This window comes from Neorhizobium petrolearium, assembly GCF_017873175.1.
Lineage (GTDB): Bacteria > Pseudomonadota > Alphaproteobacteria > Rhizobiales > Rhizobiaceae > Neorhizobium > Neorhizobium petrolearium.
The window spans coordinates 236456-261418 of sequence record NZ_JAGGJW010000003.1 but is presented as its reverse complement, the minus strand read 5'-3'; the positions used below and the strand labels follow the sequence as shown (position 1 = coordinate 261418).

Annotated in this window: 24 protein-coding genes; 11 read left to right on the top strand and 13 right to left on the bottom strand. The window is 62.2% G+C overall.

Annotation, left to right across the window (positions count from 1 at the left end; translation table 11 throughout):
- Window positions 1-3: 3 nt before the first annotated feature.
- From J2046_RS07465 to J2046_RS07440, 6 genes are read right to left on the bottom strand one after another with little or no spacing between them, the layout of a single operon-like run.
- Complete coding sequence (locus tag J2046_RS07465; protein ID WP_210050621.1) at window positions 4-507, bottom strand: hypothetical protein; 504 nt, start codon at window positions 505-507, stop codon at window positions 4-6.
- Window positions 504-1124, bottom strand: coding sequence for a hypothetical protein (locus J2046_RS07460; protein WP_210050620.1), 621 nt, complete (start codon window positions 1122-1124; stop codon window positions 504-506). The genes J2046_RS07465 and J2046_RS07460 overlap by 4 nt, the downstream gene beginning before the upstream one ends.
- The gene (locus J2046_RS07455) at window positions 1124-1738 is read right to left on the bottom strand and encodes a hypothetical protein (protein ID WP_210050619.1); all 615 of its coding nucleotides are present in this window, start codon (window positions 1736-1738) and stop codon (window positions 1124-1126) included. The genes J2046_RS07460 and J2046_RS07455 overlap by 1 nt, the downstream gene beginning before the upstream one ends.
- Window positions 1735-2496, bottom strand: a complete 762-nt coding sequence (locus tag J2046_RS07450) for an ABC transporter ATP-binding protein (RefSeq protein ID WP_210050617.1) — start codon at window positions 2494-2496, stop codon at window positions 1735-1737. The genes J2046_RS07455 and J2046_RS07450 overlap by 4 nt, the downstream gene beginning before the upstream one ends.
- Window positions 2493-3557 (bottom strand): FecCD family ABC transporter permease, encoded by a 1065-nt coding sequence (locus J2046_RS07445; RefSeq protein ID WP_210050615.1) that lies wholly within the window; start codon window positions 3555-3557, stop codon window positions 2493-2495. The genes J2046_RS07450 and J2046_RS07445 overlap by 4 nt, the downstream gene beginning before the upstream one ends.
- A gap of 1 nt (window position 3558) precedes the next feature.
- Window positions 3559-4662, bottom strand: coding sequence for an ABC transporter substrate-binding protein (locus J2046_RS07440; protein WP_210050614.1), 1104 nt, complete (start codon window positions 4660-4662; stop codon window positions 3559-3561).
- Window positions 4663-5036: 374 nt separating this feature from the next.
- On the opposite strand from J2046_RS07440, the gene J2046_RS07435 reads away from it, so the two are divergent.
- From J2046_RS07435 to cydX, 6 genes are all read left to right on the top strand, one after another.
- Complete coding sequence (locus J2046_RS07435; protein WP_210050612.1) at window positions 5037-5609, top strand: GbsR/MarR family transcriptional regulator; 573 nt, start codon at window positions 5037-5039, stop codon at window positions 5607-5609.
- 2 nt (window positions 5610-5611) lie between these two features.
- Complete coding sequence (gene cydD, locus J2046_RS07430) at window positions 5612-7399, top strand: thiol reductant ABC exporter subunit CydD (RefSeq protein WP_233469607.1); 1788 nt, start codon at window positions 5612-5614, stop codon at window positions 7397-7399.
- Entirely contained in the window at window positions 7396-9087 is a 1692-nt protein-coding gene (cydC, locus tag J2046_RS07425; RefSeq protein WP_210050611.1) for a thiol reductant ABC exporter subunit CydC, read from the top strand. The genes cydD and cydC overlap by 4 nt, the downstream gene beginning before the upstream one ends.
- An 81-nt stretch (window positions 9088-9168) precedes the next feature.
- Window positions 9169-10746 (top strand): cytochrome ubiquinol oxidase subunit I, encoded by a 1578-nt coding sequence (locus tag J2046_RS07420; RefSeq protein WP_210050610.1) that lies wholly within the window; start codon window positions 9169-9171, stop codon window positions 10744-10746.
- 4 nt (window positions 10747-10750) lie between these two features.
- The gene (gene cydB, locus J2046_RS07415) at window positions 10751-11908 is read left to right on the top strand and encodes a cytochrome d ubiquinol oxidase subunit II (protein WP_210050609.1); all 1158 of its coding nucleotides are present in this window, start codon (window positions 10751-10753) and stop codon (window positions 11906-11908) included.
- Between the two features lie 18 nt (window positions 11909-11926).
- Window positions 11927-12070: a cytochrome bd-I oxidase subunit CydX gene (cydX, locus tag J2046_RS07410; RefSeq protein WP_210050608.1), complete on the top strand. Its 144-nt coding sequence runs from the start codon at window positions 11927-11929 to the stop codon at window positions 12068-12070.
- A gap of 76 nt (window positions 12071-12146) precedes the next feature.
- Here the strand turns inward: cydX and J2046_RS07405 are convergent, their stop codons facing one another.
- Window positions 12147-12578: an ArsR/SmtB family transcription factor gene (locus J2046_RS07405; protein ID WP_325169732.1), complete on the bottom strand. Its 432-nt coding sequence runs from the start codon at window positions 12576-12578 to the stop codon at window positions 12147-12149.
- 54 nt (window positions 12579-12632) lie between these two features.
- Between J2046_RS07405 and J2046_RS07400 the strand changes: the two genes are divergently transcribed.
- The 4 genes from J2046_RS07400 to J2046_RS07385 all read left to right on the top strand — a co-directional run bounded on the left by J2046_RS07400 (window position 12633) and on the right by J2046_RS07385 (window position 18437).
- Window positions 12633-13925, top strand: coding sequence for an NAD(P)/FAD-dependent oxidoreductase (locus J2046_RS07400; RefSeq protein WP_210050607.1), 1293 nt, complete (start codon window positions 12633-12635; stop codon window positions 13923-13925).
- A gap of 31 nt (window positions 13926-13956) precedes the next feature.
- Window positions 13957-14160, top strand: a complete 204-nt coding sequence (locus J2046_RS07395; RefSeq protein ID WP_037152328.1) for a YgaP family membrane protein — start codon at window positions 13957-13959, stop codon at window positions 14158-14160.
- Between the two features lie 81 nt (window positions 14161-14241).
- Window positions 14242-15255: an efflux RND transporter periplasmic adaptor subunit gene (locus J2046_RS07390; RefSeq protein ID WP_210050606.1), complete on the top strand. Its 1014-nt coding sequence runs from the start codon at window positions 14242-14244 to the stop codon at window positions 15253-15255.
- Complete coding sequence (locus J2046_RS07385) at window positions 15252-18437, top strand: efflux RND transporter permease subunit (protein WP_210050604.1); 3186 nt, start codon at window positions 15252-15254, stop codon at window positions 18435-18437. Before J2046_RS07390 ends, J2046_RS07385 begins: the two co-directional genes overlap by 4 nt.
- Before the next feature lie 53 nt (window positions 18438-18490).
- Here J2046_RS07385 and J2046_RS07380 read toward each other — a convergent pair whose 3' ends face one another.
- Window positions 18491-19393 carry an SDR family NAD(P)-dependent oxidoreductase gene (locus tag J2046_RS07380; protein WP_210050601.1) on the bottom strand — a complete coding sequence of 301 codons (903 nt, stop codon included), beginning with the start codon at window positions 19391-19393 and terminating at the stop codon, window positions 18491-18493.
- Window positions 19394-19439: 46 nt separating this feature from the next.
- Window positions 19440-20180 (bottom strand): SDR family oxidoreductase, encoded by a 741-nt coding sequence (locus J2046_RS07375; RefSeq protein WP_210050599.1) that lies wholly within the window; start codon window positions 20178-20180, stop codon window positions 19440-19442.
- Window positions 20181-20300: 120 nt separating this feature from the next.
- On the opposite strand from J2046_RS07375, the gene J2046_RS07370 reads away from it, so the two are divergent.
- Window positions 20301-21200, top strand: a complete 900-nt coding sequence (locus J2046_RS07370; RefSeq protein ID WP_210050597.1) for a LysR family transcriptional regulator — start codon at window positions 20301-20303, stop codon at window positions 21198-21200.
- Between the two features lie 6 nt (window positions 21201-21206).
- On the opposite strand, the gene phnE (J2046_RS07365) is transcribed toward J2046_RS07370, so the two are convergent.
- From phnE (J2046_RS07365) to phnC, 4 genes are all read right to left on the bottom strand, one after another.
- Window positions 21207-22058 (bottom strand): phosphonate ABC transporter, permease protein PhnE, encoded by an 852-nt coding sequence (phnE, locus tag J2046_RS07365; protein ID WP_233469606.1) that lies wholly within the window; start codon window positions 22056-22058, stop codon window positions 21207-21209.
- Window positions 22055-22969: a phosphonate ABC transporter, permease protein PhnE gene (gene phnE, locus J2046_RS07360; RefSeq protein WP_233469605.1), complete on the bottom strand. Its 915-nt coding sequence runs from the start codon at window positions 22967-22969 to the stop codon at window positions 22055-22057. The genes phnE (J2046_RS07365) and phnE (J2046_RS07360) overlap by 4 nt, the downstream gene beginning before the upstream one ends.
- Before the next feature lie 61 nt (window positions 22970-23030).
- Window positions 23031-23942, bottom strand: coding sequence for a phosphonate ABC transporter substrate-binding protein (phnD, locus tag J2046_RS07355; RefSeq protein ID WP_210050596.1), 912 nt, complete (start codon window positions 23940-23942; stop codon window positions 23031-23033).
- A 52-nt stretch (window positions 23943-23994) separates the two neighbouring features.
- On the bottom strand, window positions 23995-24819 hold the full coding sequence (gene phnC, locus J2046_RS07350) for a phosphonate ABC transporter ATP-binding protein (protein WP_210050595.1): 825 nt from the start codon (window positions 24817-24819) through the stop codon (window positions 23995-23997).
- Window positions 24820-24963 lie beyond the last annotated feature (144 nt).

Sequence of the window (24963 nt, the reverse complement as noted above, 5' to 3'; positions counted from 1 at the left end):
CGATCAGGCCTCTTCGTAAAGGGCGTCGGCCGGAGCTGCGAGCAGCCGGTCGGCCATTTCCTGCTTCAGGTAGGTCAGGCGCTCTTCCTCCTGCGGGCTGCGGTCCGGTTTCTGGCCGAGGCGGATGAATTCTTCCCGCACATGGCCGTCCTTGAGCTGCAGGGTGACCGTCTTGCCGCGATAGGTGAGCTCGAAGACATAGCGCTGCAGGACATCGCCGCGTTCCGGCTTCTCCAGCGCGTGATCGACCGCATAGCGTCCCTCAGTCAGGCCGCGCGTCACCATTTCAAAGGCGTCGCGTCCGCCGGGACCGCGAAAGGCGGTGCGAGTGACGATCTCGCGCCGTTCCGGCAGGCCGTCTGGGCTGACGAGGGGAAAGCCGCGCTGCATCACCTTGAAGGCATGCGCCACGCCACCCGGAAAGCCGAAGCCGTGGAAGTGCATGATGTCGGCATAGGTGTAGGAGAGCGGCTTGCCGTTCTCGAGAACATCGATTCTATCGGTCATTTTCGTGGTGCTCCGTCCAGCTCTTCGCGCATCCAGGGCAGGAAACCGTCCAGGAAGCGAGTCGTTGCCGGCATGAAATGCGATCCGTGATGGAAGCACGGATCGAGGCTGGTGATGATCATGCGGCCGGGCGTCGTTACCTCGTCCACATAGAAGATCGGCTTTCCTTCGCCATTGATGGCGAGCACCTGCGAGCCATCAGGCGGGTCGAACCAGCCGTGGAGGTGCCAGGTGAGGTCCCTCTCTCCGAGGCGGCCGAAGAGAGAATGATCTGGCGAGGCGATGCGGACGCCGAGGTCGGCGCCGGGTGTCAGCCACCACCACCAGTTCGTCGGCTGGGGCGTGAAGGTGATGCCGTGCAGGAAGACTTCCAGGGCCGTCTCGCCGGTGGCGACGATCGTGCCACCCTGGTCCAGATAGGCGCGGAACTGGTCGGCATGCGGCGCCAGCCGGTCTGCAGGCGTGCGGCAGGGAATGAAGACAACGGCGTGTTCGGCAAGATCCTCGCCGGACAGGTCTTCTGGCCGCACGAGCCTGTCGAAGTAATGAGCATAACGCGGTGCTTCGAGCGTCTCGATATGATAGTAGGCGCCAGGATGGATCGCGAGGATGCTCATCAGTTCAATTCTCCGGAAAGCCACGCGACGGAGCGATGGGCAAGCAGTTTCTTGATTTCGGGATCGTCGCCGCAACCCCAGAAGTCGTTTCCCGCATGGGAGAGGAGTTCGCCCCCCTCGGGCCGCGCCCACACCCAATCGACCGGGATTTTAGCCGACCCGAGCGCATTGATGACGACTGCACCTTCCGGCGGCGGATTGTGTCCTCGGCCATAGAAGCCGGCGACGCCGCGATTCGTTTCGAGCTTCTTCTGGTCGATCCCGGCGAAGATCGGGTGATCGTGGAGCCGGGTCTGGTCGAAATCAGGCCGTTTCGGTTGGGGCATGGGTATGTAAGTCCCGAGCCCCGGCAGGATCGGCCGCAGGATATGACCGTGATGGATCCACCGGCCGCCGCGATCGAGGAAACCCGCGACCGCCGATGAGAAACGCTGGAAGCCGATCTGGTCGAGATGCGTGGTGGTGATCAGGCCGCGGGCTGTGTCGAAATGTTCCTCGGTGAGTTCCATTTCGCGCACCACTTTCATGACTCCCGAGGCGACGGCATCCGCAAAGAGCGGTGCCGTCATGGCAAACGGCTCCTGGTAGTGAGACTGGATCATCAGGATGGTCATGCGGCGCGGATTCCTGCAAAGGCGGGCAGAACTGCCCGGTGGGTTTCTCCGGAGGGGCCGTCAATCTCGACGACCCGCATCGGCACGCCGTAAAGGCGCTCCAGATGGTCCGGTGTGATCGTCTCGGCAACGGGGCCGAACAGCGGCGGCTGGCCGTTGGGCATCATCAGCAGCGCATCGTCGGCGGCGGTCAGAGCATGATTCGGATCGTGGGTGGTGAAGACGATCGCCTTGTCGCGCGGTGCGCGCAGTGCGTTGAGCAGCGTCAGCAGCCGTTCCTGGTTATGAAGGTCGAGGGCGGCGGCGGGCTCGTCGAGAACCAGTGCTTCCGAGCCGGTCGCCAATGCACGGGCAAGCAGTACGAGCTGCCTTTCGCCTCCGGACAGCCGGTCGAAGAAATGATCGGCGAATCGGACAGCCCCGGCTTTCTCCAGCGCCGAATGAGCGATGGCAAAGTCGTTCGGGCCTGGCTGGCCGAACAGGCCGAGATGGGCGGCACGGCCCATGACGGCGATATCGATCGCCCGGTAGCGCTGGTTGCTGGTGCCGGTCTGCGGCACGTAACCGACAATCTCCGGCGCGATCCGCTGGCCGGCATCCAGCAGTTGGAAACCCAGCATGGCTTTCAGCGTCGTCGTCTTGCCGCGGCCGTTGGGGCCGAGGATGGCGAGCGTCCTGCCGACCGGTACGGAGAAGCTCAAGCCGTCGATGATCGTCCGTGCGCCGAAACGGACGATGGCGTCCTCAAGGCCGATCATGATCCGGTCCTTTCACGGTAGTGGTTGCGCAGCAGGACCGCGAAGATCGGCGCGCCGACCAGCGCGGTGATCACGCCAAGCGGGATTTCGGCGGCGGTCGCGGTGCGGGCGAGCGTATCGATGATCACCATGAACCCGGCGCCGAGGACGACCGAGGCCGGCAGCAGCGCGCGATGATCGTGGCCGACCAGCAGGCGGGCCGCATGCGGGATGACGATGCCGATCCAGCCGATGATGCCGGAGACCGCCACCTGGCTGCCGACGATGATCGCGATCAGCCCGAAGACCAGCCAGCGCTCGCGGGTCGTATTGGCGCCGAGGCTCTGCGCTTCGGCCTCATCCAGCGACAGGATATTGAGGCGGAAACGGAGCATCCATAGAAGGACGGCTCCGAGGATGAGGCCGGGTGCCGCGATCAGGGTCCGCTCCCAGGTGGCGGTTGCGAATGACCCCATCAGCCAATAGACGATGGCTGGCAGCGAGGTGTTGGGATCGGCGACGAATTGCAGAAGCGACACGACTGCCGAAAACATCGAACTGATGACGAGGCCGGAAAGAATGACGGTGACCGTCTCCGTCCGGCCATTGATGCGTGAGAGCATGCCGACGAGGATGAGCGCCGCCATGCCGAAAACAAAGACCATGGCGATCAGCGGAAAACCCCAGATGCCGAGCATGATCGCCAGTGCTCCGCCGAAGGCCGCTCCTTGGGAAATGCCGAGAATATCCGGCGAGACGAGCGGATTGCGGAAGACGCCCTGAAGCGCGGCGCCGGCCACGGCAAGCCCGGCACCGGCAAGCGCCGCCAGAACGACGCGCGGCGCCCGGACGAGCAGCACGATGCGCTCGTCGATGCTAGCAAGCTCCCGCGCCGGATTGATGATGCCGAGCCAGATGAGCTCCAGCGCCCGGCCCGCCGGCACCGAGAAGCGGCCGACGCAGAGGCTGACCACGAAGGCGACGGTGAAGAGCGCCAAGAGCGCGGCGAAGACGGCCGTCTGCCTTGCGATATGTGAATGACGGGCAACCGGGGCCGTCCCATCCTGCGTCACGACCGCCATCTTATTCCACCTTGAACTGCGTATAGTTCGCAGCATCGCCTTGCTGCTTGGTCCAGAGGATATCGTCGATATCCGCGTCGCTAAGCTCGTAATTGTAGAGCGTCTTGTATGCGGTCTTCATCTCGCCGCGGACATCGTATTTGAAGACGTCGGGCTGGATCAGATTGGCTGCCCACATCCAGGAGAGCGGCGACTCCTGGTTCGGCGGATCCCAGCGATAGCCACCAAGCGGCATCTTGTAGACGCGCTTGCTCCTTGCAGCCTTGGTGAGCGACAGGATCGCATCGTTGTAGACCCAGTCGACATCAAGTTTGGCCTCGAAGGCATTCAGCAGGATCACGTCGGGATCCCACTCGGCGATCTGTTCCTTGTTGATCGCAACCGTGCCGTTCAGTTCGGCAGATGCGTTTCGGCCGCCGACGAGTTCGATATACCAGGCATTGTAATTGCCCTTGGTGCCCGACGCCGTGATGTCGGAGAGCGCTCGGCCGACATAGAGCACGTTGGGGCGCTTGTCCTCGGGGATGGCTTTGGCCTTCGCCTCGATATCCTTCTGGACGCGGTCGCGCCATTCGACCAGTTCGCCGATCCGCTCCGGCTTGCCGAGTGCCGTGGAGGCCATGGTCATATATTCACGGGTCAGCTCTTCGGTGCCGTAGAGGATCAGCATGGCGGTAAGCCCGGCATTGGTGATCGGTGCGACGATATCGTTGCCGCGACCGCCCCACTGGATGACGAGGTCGGGATTGGTGGCTGTCAGCGCCTCGACATTCGGCACGAAGTTCGGCGCGGTCACATCGGAGGGAATATCCTTTGCTTCTGGGAAGATCTTGCCGAGAATGCCTTCCGTCACGGCGCTCTTGGCGGTCGGGTTCATGCCGACGAGCTTGCTTGTCGAACCGTCCAGCGCGATGACAGTTGATGCCATCGGGATGACGATCGAGACGATCCGCTCGGCTGCCTTGGCGAGGCGGACCTCGCGGTTTTCCTGATCCTTGAAGACGATCTCCTCTGCCGCGACGCCCTGAGCAAGGGTGCCAGCCAGCAGGCCGGAGAAGGCAGCTGCGAGAAGGCCGCGAGAGGCAATACGGATAAGCCGAACCATCATCTGTCCCCGATTGGTTGCTGTGTCGGGGAGCATTCCTAATCCGCGCGATTAATGTTGTCTACAAATCTCCACTTTAAATTTGATCGCAGATGCAAATCTCCGAAACAGGGGTGATACGGCAGCCCGGTCGCGGAGGATCCTTCTTGCCGGCCGCGTTGTTGGCGCCCCGACATTGCCGGACGACCCGGCACGGAACCTTGCCGCCCATTCCGGTCTCGCGTCGCCTGTCTTATCGCGTTCGTGCCTCGCTTTGTCGGCGGCTCCCTCAAGCTCTTGTGAGCGTCTGAAGGAGGATTCCTTCTTGCGCAGATGCAGCACGCTGAGTATATGAATTTCAGAAATTTCTGAAATCTCTGTCTGGATTGAATTTTATGAACCTTCCTCCCATCGTCCAGTCTTTCGTGCTGCATTTCGGCGAGATGGGAAGCCGCTGGGGCATCAACCGCACGGTCGGTCAGATCTATGCGCTGCTCTATGTATCGCCCGAGCCGCTCTGCGCCGATGAGATTGTCGAGGCGCTCGGCATTTCCCGTTCCAACGTCTCGATGAGCCTGCGCGAGCTCCAGGGCTGGAACCTCGTGCTCCTCAAGCATCTGCCTGGCGACCGACGGGATTTTTTCACCACGCCGGATGATGTCTGGCAGATTCTGCGAACACTTGCCGAGGAAAGGAAGAAGCGCGAGATCGATCCCACGCTCTCGGTCCTACGCGAGATCCTGATGCAGCAGCCCACCGGTGACGACGAGCGTTTCGCGCAGGAACGCATGGCGGAAATGCATGCGTTGATTGAGCGCCTGACGAACTGGTACGATGACGTCAAACAGCTCGATACGGATCGGTTGGCGATGCTGCTCGGACTCGGATCGAAGGTCACCAAGCTCTTGGAGGCCAAGGACAGGATCGTCTCCATTGGTCGCCGGAAACCGGCAAACGGGGAGCAATGACGATGGCGTCGACCGGCGCGCTCGCCGCTCCGCCGCGGGTGGCACGTATGGGGACTACCGCTTCGCGTTCGGGGGAGAGCGTCATCGAAACCGCGCTGACCGAAGTTGATGACGGTAATATTTCCTCCGGACGATCCGATCCGATTCGCCTGTCGCGCCTCGGGCCGGTTCTCCAGGTCCTTGCCTCGCTGCTCTGGCTCCCGCAGGCCGGCCTGTTGAGCCTGAGCATTGGAAGTCTTGCCGCAGGAGGAACTGTCGGCACGGTTTTCTGGTACGCGAGCGGTGTCCTCCTGCTTGGTATCGCCAGGTCCGTTCTGGCCGCGCTCGGCAATCGCGTGGCTTTTAAAGAGGCACGCGTCGCCTTGTCTCAATGTCGCGCCCGTGCCGTTGGAATTCTCGCCTCCCGCTCTCCGCTTGATCCGCTACGACCGGCCTCCGGCCTCGCCGCCAGCACGCTGGCTGAGCAGGCCGAAGCCATCGTGCCCTATCTCTCACGCTTCCAGCCGGCGCGGTTGCGGGCGACCGTCGTTCCGCTCGCAATTCTGCTTTCCTTGCTGGCCTATTCCTGGGTCGCAGCCCTTGTGCTGCTTGTAGCCGCGCCGCTGATTCCGATCTTCATGGCATTGGTCGGATGGCGGGCCAAGGCTGCGAGCGAGGCGCAGCTTGCCGAAATGGGCGGCATGAACGCTTTTCTGCTCGATCGCCTGCGCGGCCTCGCGACGATCCGCGCCCTGGAGGCGGTGGAGGTGACGGCATCGAGACTGAGAACCAATGCCGAAAACCTGCGTCTGCGCACCATGGCCGTGTTGAGGATCGCCTTCCTTTCGTCGGCTGTCCTTGAGCTTTTTGCAGCGCTCGGCGTTGCCATGGTCGCGGTTTATGTCGGCTTCCACCTTCTCGGGCAGCTTCCCTTCGGCGCGTGGGGAGAAAAGCTGTCGCTTGGCGAGGGCCTGTTCATTCTCCTGCTCGCACCGGCCTTCTTCGAACCGCTTCGTGATCTTTCCGCCGTATGGCATGATCGCGCGGCAGGAGAGGCGGCGCTCGATGCGCTCCGTCGCCTGTCGGAAAAAGGCCCGGAACTGCCCGGTTCGGAAACCGATCAACGGCCACCCACGACAGCCGGTTACACGGCATCCTCCGTGCGTATCGAAAATCTCCGCTTTCGCTATTCTCCGCACGGTAGTCTCGTATTCGACGGATTCAACCTGGGCGTTGCGTCGGGAGAGCACATTGCCCTGCTTGCGCCGAGCGGCAAGGGCAAGTCGACATTGCTTGCGCTGATCGCCGGCCTCGCCCTTCCCGAAAGCGGGCGCATCCTGATCGGAGGAGAGGCGCTCTCGGCCGATAATGCGGCGCGGCTGCGTCGGAACATCGCCTGGATCGGGCAGAATCCGCATGTCTTTGCCGGCACTCTTTCTGGCAACGTGACGCTCGGGCGGCCTGATATCGATCGACAGGCAGTCCGGGCGGCCGTGAATCTCGCCGGCCTCGGAGAGGTTGCCGCGAGGAGGGGGCCGGCTCCGGTCGGGGAAAACGGTGTCGGCCTTTCAGGCGGAGAAGCCTTGCGACTGGCGCTGGCGCGCGTCATAGCGACCCCGCAAGCCGGGCTTGTCCTCGCCGACGAGCCGACTGCCCATCTCGATACCATCACTGCCGGCAGCATAACCGATGCTTTGATCGCATTTGCCCGAGGTCGCACGTTGATCGTCGCCACCCATGACCCCGTATTGGCCGCACGCATGGATCGCGTCGTTGATCTGACGACGATGAACCCGGAGGGGGTGGCATGAGACGACTTGTCCGCCAGCTTCGTCCGATCGCCGCCCTGTTCCTGTCCGGCAATCGCGCCATGCTTCTTGCCGGTACGCTTCTCTCGGTCGTGACTGTGCTGTCCGGCATTGCGCTCCTTGGCCTTTCCGGCTGGTTCATCACCGCCACCGGAATAGCCGGACTGTCGGTAACGACGGCACTCGCCTTCGATGTTTTCGCGCCGGCGGCGGGCATCCGCTTTCTCGCACTGGCGCGCACTGCGGCCCGTTATGGCGAGCGACTGACGACGCATGACGCGACGCTGCGGATCCTTTCGGACCTGCGCGAACGGTTGTTTCGAGGTTGGGCGGTGTCCGGCGCCGCGGGCGAGCTCGCCAAGCGACCAGCGCGCCTCCTTTTTCGCCTGACGCTCGATATCGACGCACTCGATTCGCTTTATCTGCGTGTGCTGGTGCCGATTGCCGGCGCCCTTTTGGTTGCCTTGGCGAGCGGCATCGCCCTGGGGCTGATGCACCCGCTCTTGGGGCTTGCCGTCGCCACGCTTCTCATCATCGCCGGGATCGGCATACCGGTCGCGGCGGCCATGGCCGCGAGGCGGCCTGTCCAGCGTCGCGCCTGCGCCCTTGAGGTCTTCCGCTCGCAGGTCATAGACCTCGTTGCCGGCCAGCGTGAGTGGATCATGGCCGGTCGGCTCCGGGCACGCCAGGAAAGCCTTGCGGCTGTCGACCGCTACCTCTCAGGGAGCGATGATGCTCTGAACCGCATCGAAACGTGGTCCGATGCGGGTTTCGGTATCGCGAGCGCGCTGCTGCTTGCCGCGACCCTTGTCGCAATGGCATTCCTCGTGGAGGCCGGCTCGATCGGTGCTCCGGTCGCTGCACTCGGTCTGATGCTGGCGCTCGCGGCGCTCGAACCTTTCGGCGCCCTGCGGCGAGGCGCGATCGAACTCGGCCGCACGCTGCTTGCCGCGTATCGGATCTCGCCCCGGCTGGAAGACCGAGGGTTGGCGCCAGTCGACATCGCGCCACCGCCCGGCGCCGCCGTTCGCCTGCAGGACGTCGCGGTCCGGCATCCCGGCACTTCGGCGCCGGCATTGCGTAACATGACGTTTTCGATCCGCGATGGCGGGCGTATAGCATTGATCGGGCCGAGTGGCGCGGGCAAGTCGACCCTTCTTGCGCTTATCGCCGGCGAGATTGGCGTCGAAGCCGGGCGCGTTGAATGTCTCAAAGCGACGCTCCTGACACAGCGTACCGAATTGTTCCAGGACAGCCTGCGCGACAATCTCCGCCTTGCCGATCCGCAGGCAAGCGACATCTGTCTGTGGGATGCATTGGATGCAGCCGGTTTGCGACGCGATGTTGAGGCTTTGCCGGCGGGACTTGAGACCCTGCTCGGGGAAGGCGGTCACGGCCTTTCAGGAGGACAGGCACGTAGGCTTGCCCTCGCACGACTCTTCCTCCGCGCTACGCCGCTCTGGCTGCTCGACGAGCCTACTGAAGGGCTGGACGGCGCAACGGCGCGCGACGTGATTGACCGTCTCGACGCGAGATCGGCGGGCCGAACGATGGTCATCGCGACGCATATCCGGCGGGAAGCTGCGATCGCCGATCGTCTGGCCATCATGGATCGCGGAACCATAATCGCCGTCGTGCGGCGGGGTGAGCCTGATTTCACCGACGCCCTCGACGCGTTGCGACCCGACTAACCAGACTTTGACGATAATCAAGTGCGGCCTGCCGGGTTTTTGCCATAGTGGCAGCAGACCGGAGCAAACGGAGAAACTGAAATGGACCTTGGCATCGTAGAACTATCGCGTTTGCAATTCGCGATTACCGCACTTTACCATTTCCTCTTCGTGCCTCTGACGCTCGGTCTTTCCGTGCTGCTGGCGATCATGGAAACGGTCTATGTGATGACCGGCCGGACGATCTGGCGGCAGATGACGAAGTTCTGGGGCACGCTGTTCGGCATCAACTTCGTTCTAGGCGTCGCCACCGGCATCGTGATGGAATTCCAGTTCGGCATGAACTGGAGCTATTACAGCCACTATGTGGGCGATATCTTCGGCGCCCCGCTTGCGATCGAGGGGCTGATGGCCTTCTTCCTCGAAGCGACCTTCGTCGGCCTTTTCTTCTTCGGATGGGACAAGCTCTCGAAAGTCGGTCATCTCATCGCGACCTGGGCGGTAGCGCTCGGCTCCAACTTCTCTGCGCTGTGGATACTGATCGCCAACGGCTGGATGCAGAATCCGGTCGGCTCGGCCTTCAATCCACAGACCATGCGCATGGAGGTTACGGACTTCTTCGCCGTTCTTTTCAATCCGGTCGCCCAGGCAAAATTCGTGCACACGGTCTCCGCCGGCTATGTCACAGCTTCGATTTTCGTGCTCGGCGTTTCGGCCTGGTATCTGCTGAACGGCAGGTACGCCGAACTGGCGAAACGGTCCATGACCGTAGCGGCCTCCTTCGGCCTTGCCTCGTCGCTCTCGGTCGTCGTGCTGGGTGACGAAAGCGGTTATCTTTCCACCGAGCATCAGAAGATGAAGCTCGCCGCCATCGAGGCGATGTGGAAGACCGAGCCGGCGCCGGCCGCCTTCACACTGATCGGTCTGCCGGATCAGCAAGCCCGCGAGACCCATTATGCGATCCACGTCCCCTGGGTCATGGGGCTGATCGGCACGCGTTCGCTGACAACCGAGATACCCGGTATCGAGGACTTGGTCGAGCATGCGAAGATCCGCATTCGCAATGGCATCATCGCTTTCGACGCTCTTCAGCAGATCCGCGCGGGGGGAGAGAGCGGTACTGTCGCCCCGGAAGTGCGCAAGGCGTTCGAGGACCGTGGCTCCGATCTTGGTTATGCGCTGCTCCTGAAGCGGTATGTCGACGATCCGCGCCAGGCGACGGATGCGCAGATCGACAGCGCCGCCTGGGATACCGTGCCGGGCGTTCTGCCGCTCTTCTGGTCGTTCCGCATCATGGTCGGACTGGGCTTCTTCTTCATCGCACTGACCGCTCTGTTCTTCTATCTTTCCGCGCGGCGTATGCTCGATCGCTATCCCTTCCTGCTGCGTGTGGCCGCCTTCGCGATACCATTGCCCTGGATCGCCGCCGAACTTGGCTGGGTTGTCGCGGAGTTCGGCCGCCAGCCCTGGATTATCGAGGGCGTGCTGCCGACAGCCGCCGCGGTTTCCAACCTGGGCGCTTCGACCGTGCTCCTGACGATCATCGGCTTCGTACTGATCTATACGGTGCTGTTCATCATCGAGATGGCATTGATGGTTCGTGCAATCCGCAAGGGGCCGGAACCGGATGATGAACCGGAAGCCGAACTCGTATCGCCCTCCCTCGTAGCCGTGGAGTAAGACAATGATCCTGCATGATTTGATCGACTATGAGACCCTGCGCATCATCTGGTGGCTGCTGCTCGGCGTGCTCCTGATCGGCTTTGCCGTGATGGACGGCTTCGATCTCGGGACAGCCACTCTTTTACCTTTCGTCGCCAGGACGGATGTCGAGCGGCGCGTCGTCATCAACGCCGTCGGGCCGGTATGGGAAGGCAACCAGGTCTGGCTGATCCTCGGCGGGGGCGCGATCTTTGCGGCATGGCCGCCGCTTTATGCGGTTTCCTTCTCGGGTTTTTACCTTGCCATGTTCGCGATCCTGTTCGCGCTCATCCTGCGTCCGGTCGGTTTCAAATACCGTTCAAAGCGTGAGAGCGCGGCATGGCGGTCCGCCTGGGACTGGGCGCTCTTCATCGGCGGTTTCGTGCCGGCGCTTGTTATGGGCGTTGCCGTTGGCAACGTCCTCCAGGGCGTTCCATTCCATTTCGACGGCGATCTTCGTATCTATTATGAGGGCACAACGCTGTTCGAACTGCTCAATCCGTTCGGCCTGCTCTGCGGGCTCCTTTCCGTGGCCATGCTCCTCATGCATGGCGCGGCCTGGCTGATCCTGAAAACCGAGGGGCCTGTTGCCGTGCGCGCACGCGGCTATGGCAGCATCGCTGCGATCGCGACGATCGCCCTGTTCGCGATCGGGGGACTGTGGCTGTGGCTCGGCATCGACGGCTACCGGATTACCAGCGAGATCGTGACCACCGGCCCGTCGAACCCGCTCGGCAAGACCGCCGAACAGGCTCCCGGCGTCTGGTTTGAAAATTATGCAGCTCACGGCTGGATGATGATCGCGCCCGCCCTGGGTTTTCTCGGCGCGGCGGGCGGCCTCGTCTTCATGCGTGGCCGGCGGGAAATCCTGACAATACTTTCCACATCCGTCTCGATCCTCGGTATCATTTCGACGGTCGGATTGTCGATGTTTCCCGTCATCCTGCCTTCGTCGGTCGATCCCCGGTCGAGCCTGACGGTCTGGGATGCTTCGTCGAGCCATCTCACGCTTTTCGTCATGCTCGTCGTGACGGTGATCTTCGTACCGATCATCGTCGCCTATACGGCCTGGGTCTACCGGGTTTTGTGGGGCAAGGTCGACGAAAAGGAAATCCGCGACGGCACCGGCCACGCTTACTGAACGGAAAGGAAAACTGGAATGTGGTATTTCGCATGGCTTCTTGGCTTGCCGCTTGCCGCCGCCTTCGCCGTCCTCAACGCCATGTGGTACGAGCTGATGGATGATGCGGCGCAGAAGCGGTCCCAATCCGCTTCGACCACGGCAGATGGTCGCTCACAATAGCGAACCTGCAGAGGCGCCATCCTGCGATGGCGCCTCTCTCTTTACGATTTCACCGAAGCGGTCTTTCTCACTTCAGTCACTTCTTCAGGCCCAAACCCCCACAGAATGCCGAATAGAGCGCGCCGACGACGACCGACACTTCGGGACGTGCGATGCGATAATAGACCGTGGTTCCTTCGCGGCGCGCCTCGACAAGCCCATCCGCTCTCAGCCGCATGAGTTGCTGCGACATGGGCACCTGTTCGATCAGGAGCTCCTGACGCAGCTCGGCGACGGATTTTTCTCCCTCCGCCAGAGCGCACAGCACCAGCAGGCGCTGTGGATGGGACAGGCTGCGCATCAGCTCGGCTGCCGACTCGGCGGCTGGGATCATATTCTCTACATTCATATTCTTGAATTTATAATCTTTGAATGTTACATGCAAGGCATTCGAACCGCGCCAGGTAGGCGAGGAGGCCAGTCTGGTGCCGGATTCCACCACCAGTCCGGCGAAATTGAGCAGGATCAAGGCGGATTGGCGCGACACAGGAAGAATAAGGCAAACGGCTCTGGAGGAAATGCCATGTCTCACATCGTCATTCTTGGTGCAGGTCTCGGCGGAATCATAATGGCCTACGAAATGAAGGCCAAGCTCCGGCGCGATGATCGCGTCACGGTCGTCAACCTGGGTTCGACCTATTCCTTCGTGCCGTCGAACCCTTGGGTCGCCGTCGGCTGGAGGCAGCCGGAGGATATCGCCGTCGATCTCATTCCCGTTTTGAAGCAGCGGGACATCGCATTGCGCCCGGAAGGGGCCGAACGTGTTGAGCCGGCCCTGAACCGGATCCGACTCAACGGCGGCGATATCGTCGATTACGATTATCTGGTCATCGCAACGGGGCCGGATCTCGCCTTCGACGAGATTCCAGGACTCGGCCCGGATGGGTATACCCAATCCATCTGCCATACCGATCATGCCGTGGCGGCCAAGGCGGCCTTCGACAAGTTCGTCAAGGCACCGGGCCCGATCGTGATCGGCGCCGCACAGGGCGCCTCCTGTTACGGTCCGGCCTATGAATTCGCTTTCATCCTGGACACCGCGCTCCGCAACGCGCGCGTCCGTGACCGGGTGCCGATGACCTTCGTGACGCCGGAACCCTATATCGGCCATCTTGGCCTGGACGGCGTCGGCGACACCAAGGGGCTTATCGAAAGCGCTCTCAGGGAACGACACATCAAATGGATCACCAATGCCAGGACTACCAGGGTCGAGCGGGACAAGCTGTTCGTCGAGGAAGTGAATGATGATGGTTCCGTCAAGACGGCGCACGAATTGCCGTTTTCCTTCTCGATGCTGTTACCGGCCTTCCGTGGCGTGCCGGCGGTCGCGGGCATAGAAGGACTGACCAATCCGCGCGGCTTCGTCGTCATCGACAAGCATCAGCGTAATCCGGCCTATCCGAATGTCTTTGCGGTCGGAGTGTGCGTCGCCATCCCGCCTGTCGGCAAGACGCCCCTGGCGGTCGGCGTGCCGAAGACGGGGTTCATGATCGAATCCATGGTCACGGCGACGGCGGAAAACATCGCGGCCCTCGTCAAGGGCGGAGAACCGAAGGCCGTTGCGAGTTGGAATGCTGTCTGCCTTGCCGATTTCGGTGATGACGGCATCGCCTTTGTCGCCCAGCCGCAGATACCGCCGCGCAACGTCAACTGGTCGTCGCAGGGGCGCTGGGTACACGCCGCCAAGGTCGGCTTCGAGAAATATTTCCTTCACAAGGTCCGGCAGGGCAAGAGCGACACTTTCTATGAAAACCTCGTGCTCGATCTGCTCGGAATCAAAAAGCTGAAGGAAATCCACATGGAGACGGCCGAATGAACGCCGTCCGGGAAAGCAGAAGGAGAAAACAATGACAATCGATCGTGCTGTCATGATGTTTGCCGGCTTCATGGTCCTCGTGTCCCTGGCGCTCGGCTTCTACGTGTCGCCGTGGTGGTATCTGCTGACGGTCTTCGTCGGGCTGAACCTGATCCAGGCTTCAGTCACCGGCTTCTGCCCGGCGGCCATCGTCTTCAAGAAGCTCGGAATCAAGGCCGGCACCGCGTTCCACTGAACAGCGGAAGCGGGTGATCCGACCCTATCCCTCCAACATGGGGAGCAGCAGGCAATGCCGCTCCCCGAAAGAACAGTATCCATGTTTCGATCTTTTATTCCCCTTGCCGGTGCCGCCCTCATCGCGACGACGGTTCTCGCAGCCCAGGGGGCCCGGGCTGCGGAGTTCATCGTCAAGCCTATCACGATTCACGAGATGAAGGCCGTTTTCGGTCAGGTCGAAAGCCATATCGTGGTTCCGGCCCGTACCCGCATCGGCGGCTCCGTCCGCGAGATACGCGTTGGCGAAGGTGACCAGGTCAGAGAAGGCCAGACAATAGCGCTGATCGTCGATGACAAGCTTGCGCTTCAGCTCAACGCCGCGAACGCCAGGATCGAGGCTCTCAATTCGCAACTTGCCAACGCGCGCATCGAGCTTGAACGATCGCAGCAGCTTAGGGAAACAGGCACAGGAAGTCAGGCTCGACTGGATCAAGCAAGGACGCAGTTCGAGGTAGCCACCAATCAGGTTGCCGTCGCCACGGCCGAGAAGGCCGTGATCGAGCAGAATGCCCGGGAAGGCGAGGTTCTCGCACCGGCGACAGGCAGGGTACTCACGGTGCCGGTGACCCTCGGTTCCGTCGTTCTGGCTGGGGAGGAAATCGCTCGCGTCGCTCCGGGCCCGTATTATCTGCGTCTGTCGCTGCCGGAACGCCACGCGACGGAAATCGTGCAGGGCGCCGAAGTCATGGTCGGGGAACGGGGTCTCACGCAGTCGCCCGGCCAGGCCGACGCCACCCATGCAGGGCGGATCGTCAAGGTCTATCCGGAAATCAGCGACGGGCGCGTGATCGCCGATGTCGAGGTCGAAGGCATTGGTGACTACTTCGTCAAGGAGCGCACGCTCGTATCGATCCCGGTCGGCAAGCGCACGGCTCTTGCCGTGCCGCCCGAGGCAATCCGCACCGTCCATGGTGTCGATTATGTGAAGGTCGCCACAGCCGACGGTGAAATGGATGTCGCCGTGATCCTGGGAGAAACCTTCGAAGAAGACGGCATGAAGCGCACCGAGATCCTCTCGGGCCTGCGCGACGGCGATCGGATCCTGCTGCCATGAAAGTTGGTTTCGCTGGCGGTCTTACCCGCGCCTTCATCACCTCCCCGCTGACACCTCTTTTCCTGCTCGCCGCACTGGCGCTCGGTCTGGTCGCGCTGCTGACGCTGCCGCGTGAGGAGGAGCCGCAGATCTCCGTGCCGATGGTTGACATCCACGTGGACGCGAACGGACTCAAGGCGGAGGATGCAGTCAAGCTCGTCACCGAGCCGCTCGAGACCATCGTCAAGAGCATCGATGGGGTCGAGCATGTCTATTCCCAGACCGAGGACGATGGCACTTTGGTCACCGCGCGTTTCGAGGTCGGCACCAATGCGGATGCGGCCATTCTCCGCGTGCACGAGAAGATCCGCGCCAATATGGACCGTATCCCGGTCGGCATTCCCGAGCCGCTGATCGTCGGCCGCGGAATCGATGACGTGGCGATCGTCGTCGTCACCCTGCGGCCGAACGAGGAAGCCGCCTCGCGCTGGACGGCGAACGATCTGACGCGGTTGGCGCGGGAACTGCAGGTCGAGGTTTCGAAACTGCCCGATATAGGCCTTACCTACATCGTCGGCGAGCAGCCGGAGCAGTTCCGCGTAGAGCCAGACCCCGAAAAGCTCTCGCTCTACGGCATCACGCTGCAGCAGCTTGCCGCCAAGATCGAAGGAGCTAACCGCTCGTTCCGCATCGGGACGATCCGTGACGATGGCGGCCAGCGTGCCGTCGTCGCCGGCCAGACCCTGCAGGCGCTGCCCGAGATCGGCAACCTGCTGCTCACCGCGCGAGACGGGCGTCCTGTCTACGTACGCGATGTAGCCAGGGTCGTCCTTGCGACGTCTCCCGCGGAGAACCGCGTCACGGATATCCGCAAGGCCTCGGACGGGCTCAACCGGGCACCGGCGGTTTCGCTCGCCATTGCCAAGCGACCCGGCACCAACGCCGTGGTGATCGCGGAGGAAATCCAGCAACGCCTCGAGCAGGTGCGCGGCCAGATATTCCCGGCCGATGTAGAGATGACGGTCACGCGCAATTATGGTGAGACCGCGAACGAAAAGGCCAACGAGCTTCTGTTCCATCTCGGCCTGGCGACGGTCTCCATCGTCGTGCTCGTCGCCGTTGCCATCGGCTGGCGCGAGGCCGCGGTCGTCGCGGTCGTCATCCCGACGACGATCCTGCTCACGCTGTTTTCGGCATGGATCATGGGCTATACGCTGAACCGCGTCAGCCTCTTCGCTCTCATCTTCTCGATCGGCATCCTGGTCGATGACGCGATCGTCGTCATCGAGAACATCGCGCGCCACTGGGCGATGCATGACGGACGTTCGCGAACGCAAGCCGCCATCGATGCGGTTGCCGAGGTCGGCAATCCCACCATCGTCGCGACTCTGACGGTGGTCGCGGCCCTTCTGCCCATGCTTTTCGTGTCGGGCATGATGGGCCCCTACATGAGCCCGATCCCCGCGAACGCCTCGGCGGCCATGCTGTTTTCGTTCTTTGTCGCTGTGATCCTCACTCCGTGGCTGATGCTGAAGATCAGCAGGGAACATGCGGGCGCGGGGCATGATACGGAAGGTGCAGCAGGTGGCATGCTTGGCCGGCTCTACGTCGCGGCCGCCCGGCCGATCCTCAAGACCAAGGCGCGTTCCTGGGCGTTTCTCCTAATCGTCGGCTTCGCTACGCTGGCTTCGCTCGGGCTCCTTTACACGAAGCACGTGACGGTGAAGCTGCTGCCGTTCGACAACAAGTCCGATCTCCAGGTCGTCCTCGACCTGCCGAAGGGATCGTCGGTGGAGGATACGGACCGCACCCTGCAGGCCGTCGTCGAAAGGCTCGCCCCGGTTCCGGAAATCGTCTCGTTCCAGGCCTATGCGGGAACGGCCGCGCCCTTCGATTTCAACGGCCTGGTACGGCACTACTATCTGCGGGCCAACCCCGAGCAGGGTCAAGTGGCCGTGAACCTTTCGCCCAAGGGCGAGCGGGAGCGCGCAAGCCACGCCATCGCTCTTGATCTGCGCGAGCGCCTCAAGGTGCTGGACCTGCCGGAGGGCGCCGTGCTGAAGATCGTGGAGCCGCCGCCCGGCCCGCCGGTGATCGGCACCCTGCTTGCCGAAATCTATGGCCCGGACCCGGAAACCCGCCGCGCGGTGGCCGGCAAGGTGCGTGAAGCCTTCGCAAGCGTCCCCTTCATCGTCGATGTCGACGACAGCTATCACAACCAGTCGGAACGGACGCGCATCGCCATCGACCAGGACAATCTCGAATATTACCGGGTCGAACAGTCCGACGTCTATGATACGTTGAACTATCTCTATGCCGGCACGACGGTCGGTTATTCCCATCGCGGCGGTCGCCAGCCGATCCCGATCCGGATCGCCCTGCCGAAGGAGGCCGCTACGGTCGGTGAGCGTGCATTGGCGACGCCGGTGCCTGCCAATACGCTGCCGGGCGGGCGTGGTGTGGTCGAACTCGGCGACGTAGTCGATGTCCAGCGCGAACCGGCATCCTATCCGGTCTTCCGGCACAATGGCCGCGCGGCCGAGATGGTGATGGCCGAGCTTGCGGGTGCCTACGAGGCGCCGATCTACGGCATGCTCGCCGTGCAGGACGCTATCGACAAGACCGACTGGGGCAGTCTGCCAAAGCCCGTCATCTCTCTTCACGGACAGCCTGACGACGAGACCCATCCGACGCTCCTATGGGACGGCGAGTGGGAGGTGACCTGGGTGACCTTCCGTGACATGGGGGCCGCCTTCATGGTAGCGATCCTCGGCATCTACATCCTCGTGGTCGCCCAGTTCGGTTCGTTCAAGCTGCCGCTGGTCATCCTGACGCCGATTCCGCTTACTTTCATCGGCATCATGCTGGGGCACTGGCTGTTCGCCGCCCCGTTTACGGCGACCTCGATGATCGGTTTCATTGCGCTGGCCGGCATCATCGTGCGCAATTCTATCCTGCTCGCCGACTTCATCCGCCATGCCGGCGGACCTGATCGGCCGCTGGTCGACGTGCTGCTGGAGGCGGGTGCGATCCGCTTCAAGCCGATCCTGCTCACCGCGCTTGCGGCGATGATCGGCGCCGCGGTCATCCTCGCCGATCCGATTTTCCAGGGGTTGGCGATCTCGCTGCTCTTCGGGCTTGCCTCGTCGACACTGCTCACGGTGCTGGTCATCCCGGCGGTCTACCGCGTTCTGCGGAGCTGACCGTAAGATTGATGGCGGGGCCATAAGGACCCTGCCATCGCAGGATTTCCTTGTCAGGCCGGAAGCTGTGGCTTCAGAAGGTCGGAGAGGCCGACCCTGTGCAGCATTTCGGCCCGGACGCGGTCGAGCACGGCGAAGCCCACGTCGGCACCATCCTGGGTCGGGTCGATATGCACCCGGAACGGGCGCTTGCCGAACGGCATGCCGACGACCTCGATGATCGCATCGGCGACGGCCGATGCATCGGCATCCGGCGGCACGATTTCCGCAAAAGCCTTTTGCACCTGCTTGCCGAAGCCTGCATAGGGGCCGGTCTCGTATTCGCCGACGACCGCCTGATCGGCCGGCGCGCCGGCATGCGCGAAGTGGTTGGTGCCGGACGTGAACGCGCCGGGAACGATGATCGACGTCTCGATGCCCCAGCGCGACAGTTCACGGGCATATTGCACTGCGATTGCATCCATTGCCGCTTTTGCTGCAAAATAGGGGGCGAGATAGGGCGGCGTGCCGCCGGCGGAACTTGAACTCGATATCCAGACCAGCAGGCCCTCATGCTGGCGGCGCATATGCGGCAGGGCGGCGCGGTTGACACGCTGCGTGCCGAGCACATTGCTGTCGTAGAGCTGGGCATATTGTTCGGGCGTGAAGGCTTCGGCCGGACCGAAGACCATATGTCCGGCATTGTGCATCAGGACATCGATACGGCCGGCCTCCGCGATGATCGCCGCGATCGCCTTGTCGACCGACGGCTGTGACTGGACGTCGAGTTCCACGGCACGCAGATCGACATGTTCGTTCCTGGAGAGTTCCGTGATCGCGGTGGCATTGGCGGCATTGCGGCCGGCAATATCCCGCATGGAAGCGTAGACGGTGTGGCCGGCGCGGGCGAGCGCCTCGGCGGTCAGGCGGCCGAAGCCGCTGGAGGCGCCGGTGATGAGAATGATCTTCTTGCTCATGGTCTGATCTCCTTGTGTTGCGAGGTTTCGGGTGTTGGCTTGCGGATCAGACGATCCCGCCATTGGAGCGGAGGATCTGGCCGTTGATCCAGGAACCGTCCGGGCCGGCGAGAAAGGCGACCGCACTGGCGATGTCTTCCGGCTGGCCGAGCCTTTCGAGAGGCGCGAGCTTGGCGAGTTGGTCGATCACCGCCTGCGGCTTGCCGTCCAGAAAGAGCGCCGTTGCCGTCGGACCGGGGGCGACCGCGTTGACTGTGATATTGCGGCCCCGCAACTCCTTCGAGAGCACGTGAGTGACCGCTTCGATTGCCGCCTTGGTCGCGGCGTAGACGCCATAGGTCGGCTGGTAGAGGCCGACTACGCTCGACGACAGGTTGATGATCCGGCCGCCGTCGCGCAGCCGCCGCGCGGCCTCGCGCATGGTGTTGAGGCTGCCCTTCAGGTTGATGGCGATCTCGCTGTCGACCAGCGTATCGTCACCGTCGGCAATGGTTGCCAGCTTCATGATGCCGGCATTGTTGACGAGGACGTCGATACCACCGAACGCGGCTTCCACCGCATCGAACATGCGCGCGACGGCGGCCGGATCGCTTACGTCCGCTTGTGCGGTCAGTGCCTTGCCTCCGGCCTTCTCGATCAGGGCGGCCAGTTCCTCCGCCGGCCCGACGGAGCCCGCGTAGTTGATGACGACCGTCATGCCGTTTCTGGCCAGCCGCTCGGCAATTGCGGCACCGATGCCGCGCGAGGCGCCGGTAACGATGGCGACCTTGTTGCTGTTCTCGGACATTCCTGTTCTCCTTCATCGAATGCGCCGCAGCGCGTTGTTGATGAGGGGAAGATGGACCTTTCTCTTTCGCGGATAATCATTCATTATTCAGCATCACTATCCGAAAAAGGCGAACAAATAATGGATCGGTTTGACGCCATGCAGGTGTTCACCCGTATTGTCGAACGGCGCAGCTTCACTCTGGCGGCAGAGGATACCGGTCTTCCCCGCTCGACGGTCACCGATGCCGTGAAGCAACTTGAGAAGCGCCTGGGCGTTCGGCTGCTTCAGCGCACGACCCGGCATGTCAGCCCGACACTCGACGGAGAGGCCTATTACCGGCGCTGCCTTGCCATTCTCGCCGATATCGAGGACGCTGAGGGGGCGTTTGCCGGTGTCAAGCCGAAAGGCATCCTGCGGATCGACGTGCATGGCACGCTGGCCCGGCACTTCATCCTTCCCGCCCTCCCCGAATTCCTGAAGACTTACCCGGATATCGAAGTCATCATGAGCGAGGGTGACCGGCTGGCCGACCTCGTGCGTGAAGGCATCGATTGCGTGCTGCGCGTCGGCATCCCGCAGGACAGCGACATGGTTGCCCGGCGGGTCGCCATGCTGGAGGAGGTAACGCTGGCATCGCCCGACTACATCGAAAGATACGGTACGCCGGAGCATCCGGAGGGGTTGCCGGACCGACACCGGATGGTCGGCTTTCGGTCGTCGGCGACCGGAAGCGTCCTGCCGCTCGAATTTACGGTCAACGGCCATGTACGTGAAATCGTTCTGCCGGCGACAATGACCGTGACTGCCGCCGAAAGTTATGTCGCTGCGGCAACGCTCGGATTGGGGCTGATCCAGATCCCGCGTTATCATGCCGAGGAAGCCCTTCGGTCCGGTGAGCTTGTGCAGGTCCTGGAAAATTTCCCTCCGACGCAGACGCCGGTTTCGCTTCTCTACCCTCGCAACCGCCAGCTTTCGCCGCGCGTGCGCGTGTTCATCGATTGGGCGACACGCGAATTCGCCGCCCATCGGTCGCGGTAGTACGCGTCAAATCAGTTTCTTGCGAATCCAGGCCGATGCGGCGTCGATCAGATACACGGTGGCGATGATCAGGAAGATGATCGACCAGGCCTCCGACCATCGGAAGGCGTGCATGCGATCGGCCAGCAGAAAACCGATGCCGCCGGCGCCGACAATGCCGAGGATCGTGCCCGAGCGGGCGTTGGATTCGAAATTATAGAGAATGATCGACAGGATCACCGGCAGTGCCTGCGGCATGATCGCGTAGCGTATGGCTTGCACGTTGCTACCGCCGGACGCTTTCACGCCGTCGACGGGCTTGCGCGACGTATTCTCGATCGCCTCGGAGAACAGCTTAGCGAAGGTGCCGACCTCCGAGACGGCTATGGCGAGAATGCCGGCCAGCGGGCCGAGCCCGAAGGCGCGGATGAAGATCAGGGCTAGGATGATCTGTTCCACGGCACGCAGCGTATCGAATCCGCGGCGGGACAACAGCCGAAGCCAGGTGAGCGGCATGATGTTCTTCGCCCCGAGGAAGGCGAGCGGCAGGGCGACGACAGCCCCGAGCAGCGTACCGAGGAAAGCCATCACGACGGTTTCGCCGAGGCCTTCGAGGATTTCGCTCCATTCCGGCCAGGTGGTCCACAGATGCGGCGGGAACATGAAGGCAAGGATATTGCCGAGCCGTGACAGGCCCTCGATGAGCCTTCCCGGCGTGGCGCCGAAAGCCGCGGCGCTATAGGCAAGCGGGGCGATCAGCACAGTCGTGATGATCGCCGGTGCGAGACGCCGCGACAGGGGGCGGCGGAACGCATCCGGCAGGCGGGCCATGGCGGCATTCACGAGATCGATATCATGGAAATCGGAAGCGCGCGTCATGTCCAGTGCTCCGAGAGGCCGATAATTCTGTGGCGCAGTTTCTCGCTCAGGAAATCGATGATGGTGACGCTGACGAGGATGATGACGAAGAGCGCCGAGAGGTCTGTATATTCCTGCAGGGACATTGCGGTACGGATTTCCTGGCCAAGCCCGCCCGCTCCGACATAACCGATGATGGAGGAGGACCGGACATTGATCTCGAACCTCAGCAACGTATAGCTGATCACGTTCGGAATGACCTGGGGCACGGCGCCGTAGCGCATCTGCTGGAACCAGCTTCCACCGGATGCCTTGATGCCGTCGAGTGGCCGCATGTCGATATTCTCGTTGGCTTCCGAATAGAGTTTGCCGAGCGAGCCGGTTGCGTGAACTCCGATCGCAAGCATCCCGGCAAGCGGGCCGACACCGAAGCAGAAGACGAAGATGAGTGCCCAGACCAGTTCGGGAACGGTGCGGATGATCTCGAGATAGCGGCGCACGAGGATCGAGAGCCACCGGCCGGGGCTTAGATTGCGCGCCGCGAGAAAGCTGAGCAGGAAACCTCCCGCGACGCCGAGAACAGTTGCCGCATAGGCGATGAGGATCGTTTCCCCAAGCAGGCGCAACCATGTCTCCCAGCGCCAGAACCACTCTGCGAGGTCGGGTCCGAGGCTTGTCAATCTCAGCGTCGGGATGGTCTTTTCGAGATATTCGCCAAGTCGCGGCAGGCCGGCCCACAGCTTCGGCATCGAAACGCGCTCGCCGGAAGGCAGCGTGACGTCGGTAAAGCCGAAGAAACCGCCGACATAGGCCGAAAACAGCACGGCGCCGGCAAAGAGGAGCGTGGAGGCGACCTGCAGGCGCAGCGCCTTCCTCCGGGTCTTCGCATATTCGGTCTCGAAACCGTGGATCGTTTGGGAAAGATCGCTCATCATCGATGTCCCGCAAATCGGCGGCACCGGCCTTTCCGGTGCCGCGCGCCTTTCTCCCGGATCAGCCCTGGCGGCGCTGCTTCTTCAGCCAGTCGCGCATCTCGATGATCCATTCGTAGCGCTTGTGGTCGACCTCGATATAGCCGTTCACCGTCGGGTCGCCGGACGTGATTTCCTTGTAGACGGCGGGATCGTTCTTCGGCAGGTCTTTGACGGCGGTCCTGACCGCTGCGATCAGGTCGGCCGGCAGGTTCTTGCGGGCGGTGAGCGGACCGTTGGTGATTTCCGGCGATTGCCAGATACGGCAGATCTGCCCCGCAGGGATCATGCCCTTGGTTTCCATGCGCTGCGGAATGCCGTTCTTCTCGGTATTGATATAGGTGGCGGCAGCATCGAACTGCTTGTTGAATACGCCCATCACGCCGGTTTCATGCGAGCCGGAGAACGGAACGGCCGAAAAGAAGGTCTTTGGATCGTAACCCTGCTTCACCAGGTTGAAATAGGGAACCGCATAACCGGACGTGGAATCCGGATCCGCAAAGGCAAGAACCTTGCCCTTCAGGTCGTCGATGCTTTTGTAACCGGAATCGCAGCGGACGGTGACGACCGAGAAGTAGCCGCTTGATCCATCCTTGTCGACGCCCGCGAGCAGCGGCTCGACGCCGCCATCCGTCTCGGTATAGGCGGCGGCATAGGCCGATGAGCCGAGCGAGGCGAATTCGATCTGGTCGGCGGCCAGCGCCTGGATCACGCCGTCATAATTGCCGGCGGTGAAGATTTCCACGTCAACGCCGAGCTGCTTTTCGAGATAGGTTTCGAAGCCCTTCCAGCGGGCGACGCGATCCTTCTCGTTTTCGCCCGAGAGGACGCCGTAGCGGATCGTCTTGTAGATCTGTTTCCATTCCTGTGCATGGGCGGAGCCGGCAAGGGCAAGCGCGGCCGTTACGGCCATCGTCAAGAGGACGTTCTTCATTATGTTTCTCCAGGGATTGATTGTACCCGGCGCTATTGCCGGGGGTTTGGCGTCAGGCCATTGTCGTCTGCCTGGCTTGAGAGCCTGCCGGAGGAGCGATGGCTGTTGATGTCACGGATTCATCGATTTCGAAATCTGCATCGTCGCCCACGCCATAGATCGAGTTCAATCGGTCGCGTGTCAGTTCGTTGGGCAGGCCTTCGAAGACGATGCGGCCGGCGCGCATGGCGACGATCCTGTCGCAATAGGCCCGCGCCGTATCAAGCGTGTGGAGATTGACAAGAACCGTGATCCCGTCCTCCCGGTTGATCTTCCGCAGGGCTTCCATGACGCGGGTCGCGTTCGCCGGATCGAGCGACGCAATCGGCTCGTCGGCAAGCATGATTTCGGGACGTTGAACCAGGGCTTTGGCGATGGCTACCCGTTGCTGCTGCCCGCCGGACAGCGTCCCCGCCTTCTGCAAGGCCTGCGGCAAAAGGCCGAGACGATCGAGCGAGTGGACGGCCATGGCCCTCTCCGCTTCGCTAAAGTGCCGCGCTATCGTTGGCAGAAAACCTTGATGCGCGACGCGGCCGATCAGGACATTGGTGAGGACATCCATCCTCTCCACGAGATTGAACTGCTGGAAGATCATGGCACATGACGCACGCCACAAACGCAGGTCGCGCCCCTTCATTTTGGTAATATCTCGCCCATTGAAAAGGATTTTTCCGTTCGAAGGCTCGACCAGCCGGTTGACCAGCCGTAGCAGCGTCGATTTGCCCGCACCGCTTCTTCCGATGATGCCGACCATCTGGCCGGCATCGATGGTCACCGTCACATCATCGACAGCATCCACCTGCCCAAAGGATTTCTTCAGCGAGTATAGTTCCAGCATCTATCCCACCCAAAAAGACAATATGGATTTGGTCTCCCATCGAAGGGACGTTAACGCCTGCTTGCTGGAAGTATTTCTTAGCTGTCGTGCATGACAGAATTATTATATTTTAGGAAAATTCAAAAATTTATTCCTAAAACGGCC

Excerpts from the sequence above, each read along its gene's own strand:
- J2046_RS07380 (WP_210050601.1), bottom strand. The coding sequence starts at position 19,393 with ATGAGCAAGAAGATCATTCTCATCACCGGCGCCTCCAGCGGCTTCGGC.
- phnD (WP_210050596.1), bottom strand. The coding sequence starts at position 23,942 with ATGAAGAACGTCCTCTTGACGATGGCCGTAACGGCCGCGCTTGCCCTT.
- phnC (WP_210050595.1), bottom strand. The coding sequence starts at position 24,819 with ATGCTGGAACTATACTCGCTGAAGAAATCCTTTGGGCAGGTGGATGCT.
- J2046_RS07440 (WP_210050614.1), bottom strand. The coding sequence starts at position 4,662 with ATGGTTCGGCTTATCCGTATTGCCTCTCGCGGCCTTCTCGCAGCTGCC.
- cydC (WP_210050611.1), top strand. The coding sequence starts at position 7,396 with ATGAGACGACTTGTCCGCCAGCTTCGTCCGATCGCCGCCCTGTTCCTG.
- phnE (WP_233469605.1), bottom strand. The coding sequence starts at position 22,969 with ATGAGCGATCTTTCCCAAACGATCCACGGTTTCGAGACCGAATATGCG.
- J2046_RS07445 (WP_210050615.1), bottom strand. The coding sequence starts at position 3,557 with ATGGCGGTCGTGACGCAGGATGGGACGGCCCCGGTTGCCCGTCATTCA.
- J2046_RS07390 (WP_210050606.1), top strand. The coding sequence starts at position 14,242 with ATGTTTCGATCTTTTATTCCCCTTGCCGGTGCCGCCCTCATCGCGACG.
- cydB (WP_210050609.1), top strand. The coding sequence starts at position 10,751 with ATGATCCTGCATGATTTGATCGACTATGAGACCCTGCGCATCATCTGG.
- J2046_RS07400 (WP_210050607.1), top strand. The coding sequence starts at position 12,633 with ATGTCTCACATCGTCATTCTTGGTGCAGGTCTCGGCGGAATCATAATG.
- J2046_RS07455 (WP_210050619.1), bottom strand. The coding sequence starts at position 1,738 with ATGACCATCCTGATGATCCAGTCTCACTACCAGGAGCCGTTTGCCATG.
- cydD (WP_233469607.1), top strand. The coding sequence starts at position 5,612 with ATGGCGTCGACCGGCGCGCTCGCCGCTCCGCCGCGGGTGGCACGTATG.
- cydX (WP_210050608.1), top strand. The coding sequence starts at position 11,927 with ATGTGGTATTTCGCATGGCTTCTTGGCTTGCCGCTTGCCGCCGCCTTC.
- J2046_RS07370 (WP_210050597.1), top strand. The coding sequence starts at position 20,301 with ATGGATCGGTTTGACGCCATGCAGGTGTTCACCCGTATTGTCGAACGG.
- phnE (WP_233469606.1), bottom strand. The coding sequence starts at position 22,058 with ATGACGCGCGCTTCCGATTTCCATGATATCGATCTCGTGAATGCCGCC.
- J2046_RS07450 (WP_210050617.1), bottom strand. The coding sequence starts at position 2,496 with ATGATCGGCCTTGAGGACGCCATCGTCCGTTTCGGCGCACGGACGATC.
- J2046_RS07465 (WP_210050621.1), bottom strand. The coding sequence starts at position 507 with ATGACCGATAGAATCGATGTTCTCGAGAACGGCAAGCCGCTCTCCTAC.
- J2046_RS07395 (WP_037152328.1), top strand. The coding sequence starts at position 13,957 with ATGACAATCGATCGTGCTGTCATGATGTTTGCCGGCTTCATGGTCCTC.
- J2046_RS07460 (WP_210050620.1), bottom strand. The coding sequence starts at position 1,124 with ATGAGCATCCTCGCGATCCATCCTGGCGCCTACTATCATATCGAGACG.
- J2046_RS07375 (WP_210050599.1), bottom strand. The coding sequence starts at position 20,180 with ATGTCCGAGAACAGCAACAAGGTCGCCATCGTTACCGGCGCCTCGCGC.
- J2046_RS07435 (WP_210050612.1), top strand. The coding sequence starts at position 5,037 with ATGAACCTTCCTCCCATCGTCCAGTCTTTCGTGCTGCATTTCGGCGAG.
- J2046_RS07385 (WP_210050604.1), top strand. The coding sequence starts at position 15,252 with ATGAAAGTTGGTTTCGCTGGCGGTCTTACCCGCGCCTTCATCACCTCC.
- J2046_RS07420 (WP_210050610.1), top strand. The coding sequence starts at position 9,169 with ATGGACCTTGGCATCGTAGAACTATCGCGTTTGCAATTCGCGATTACC.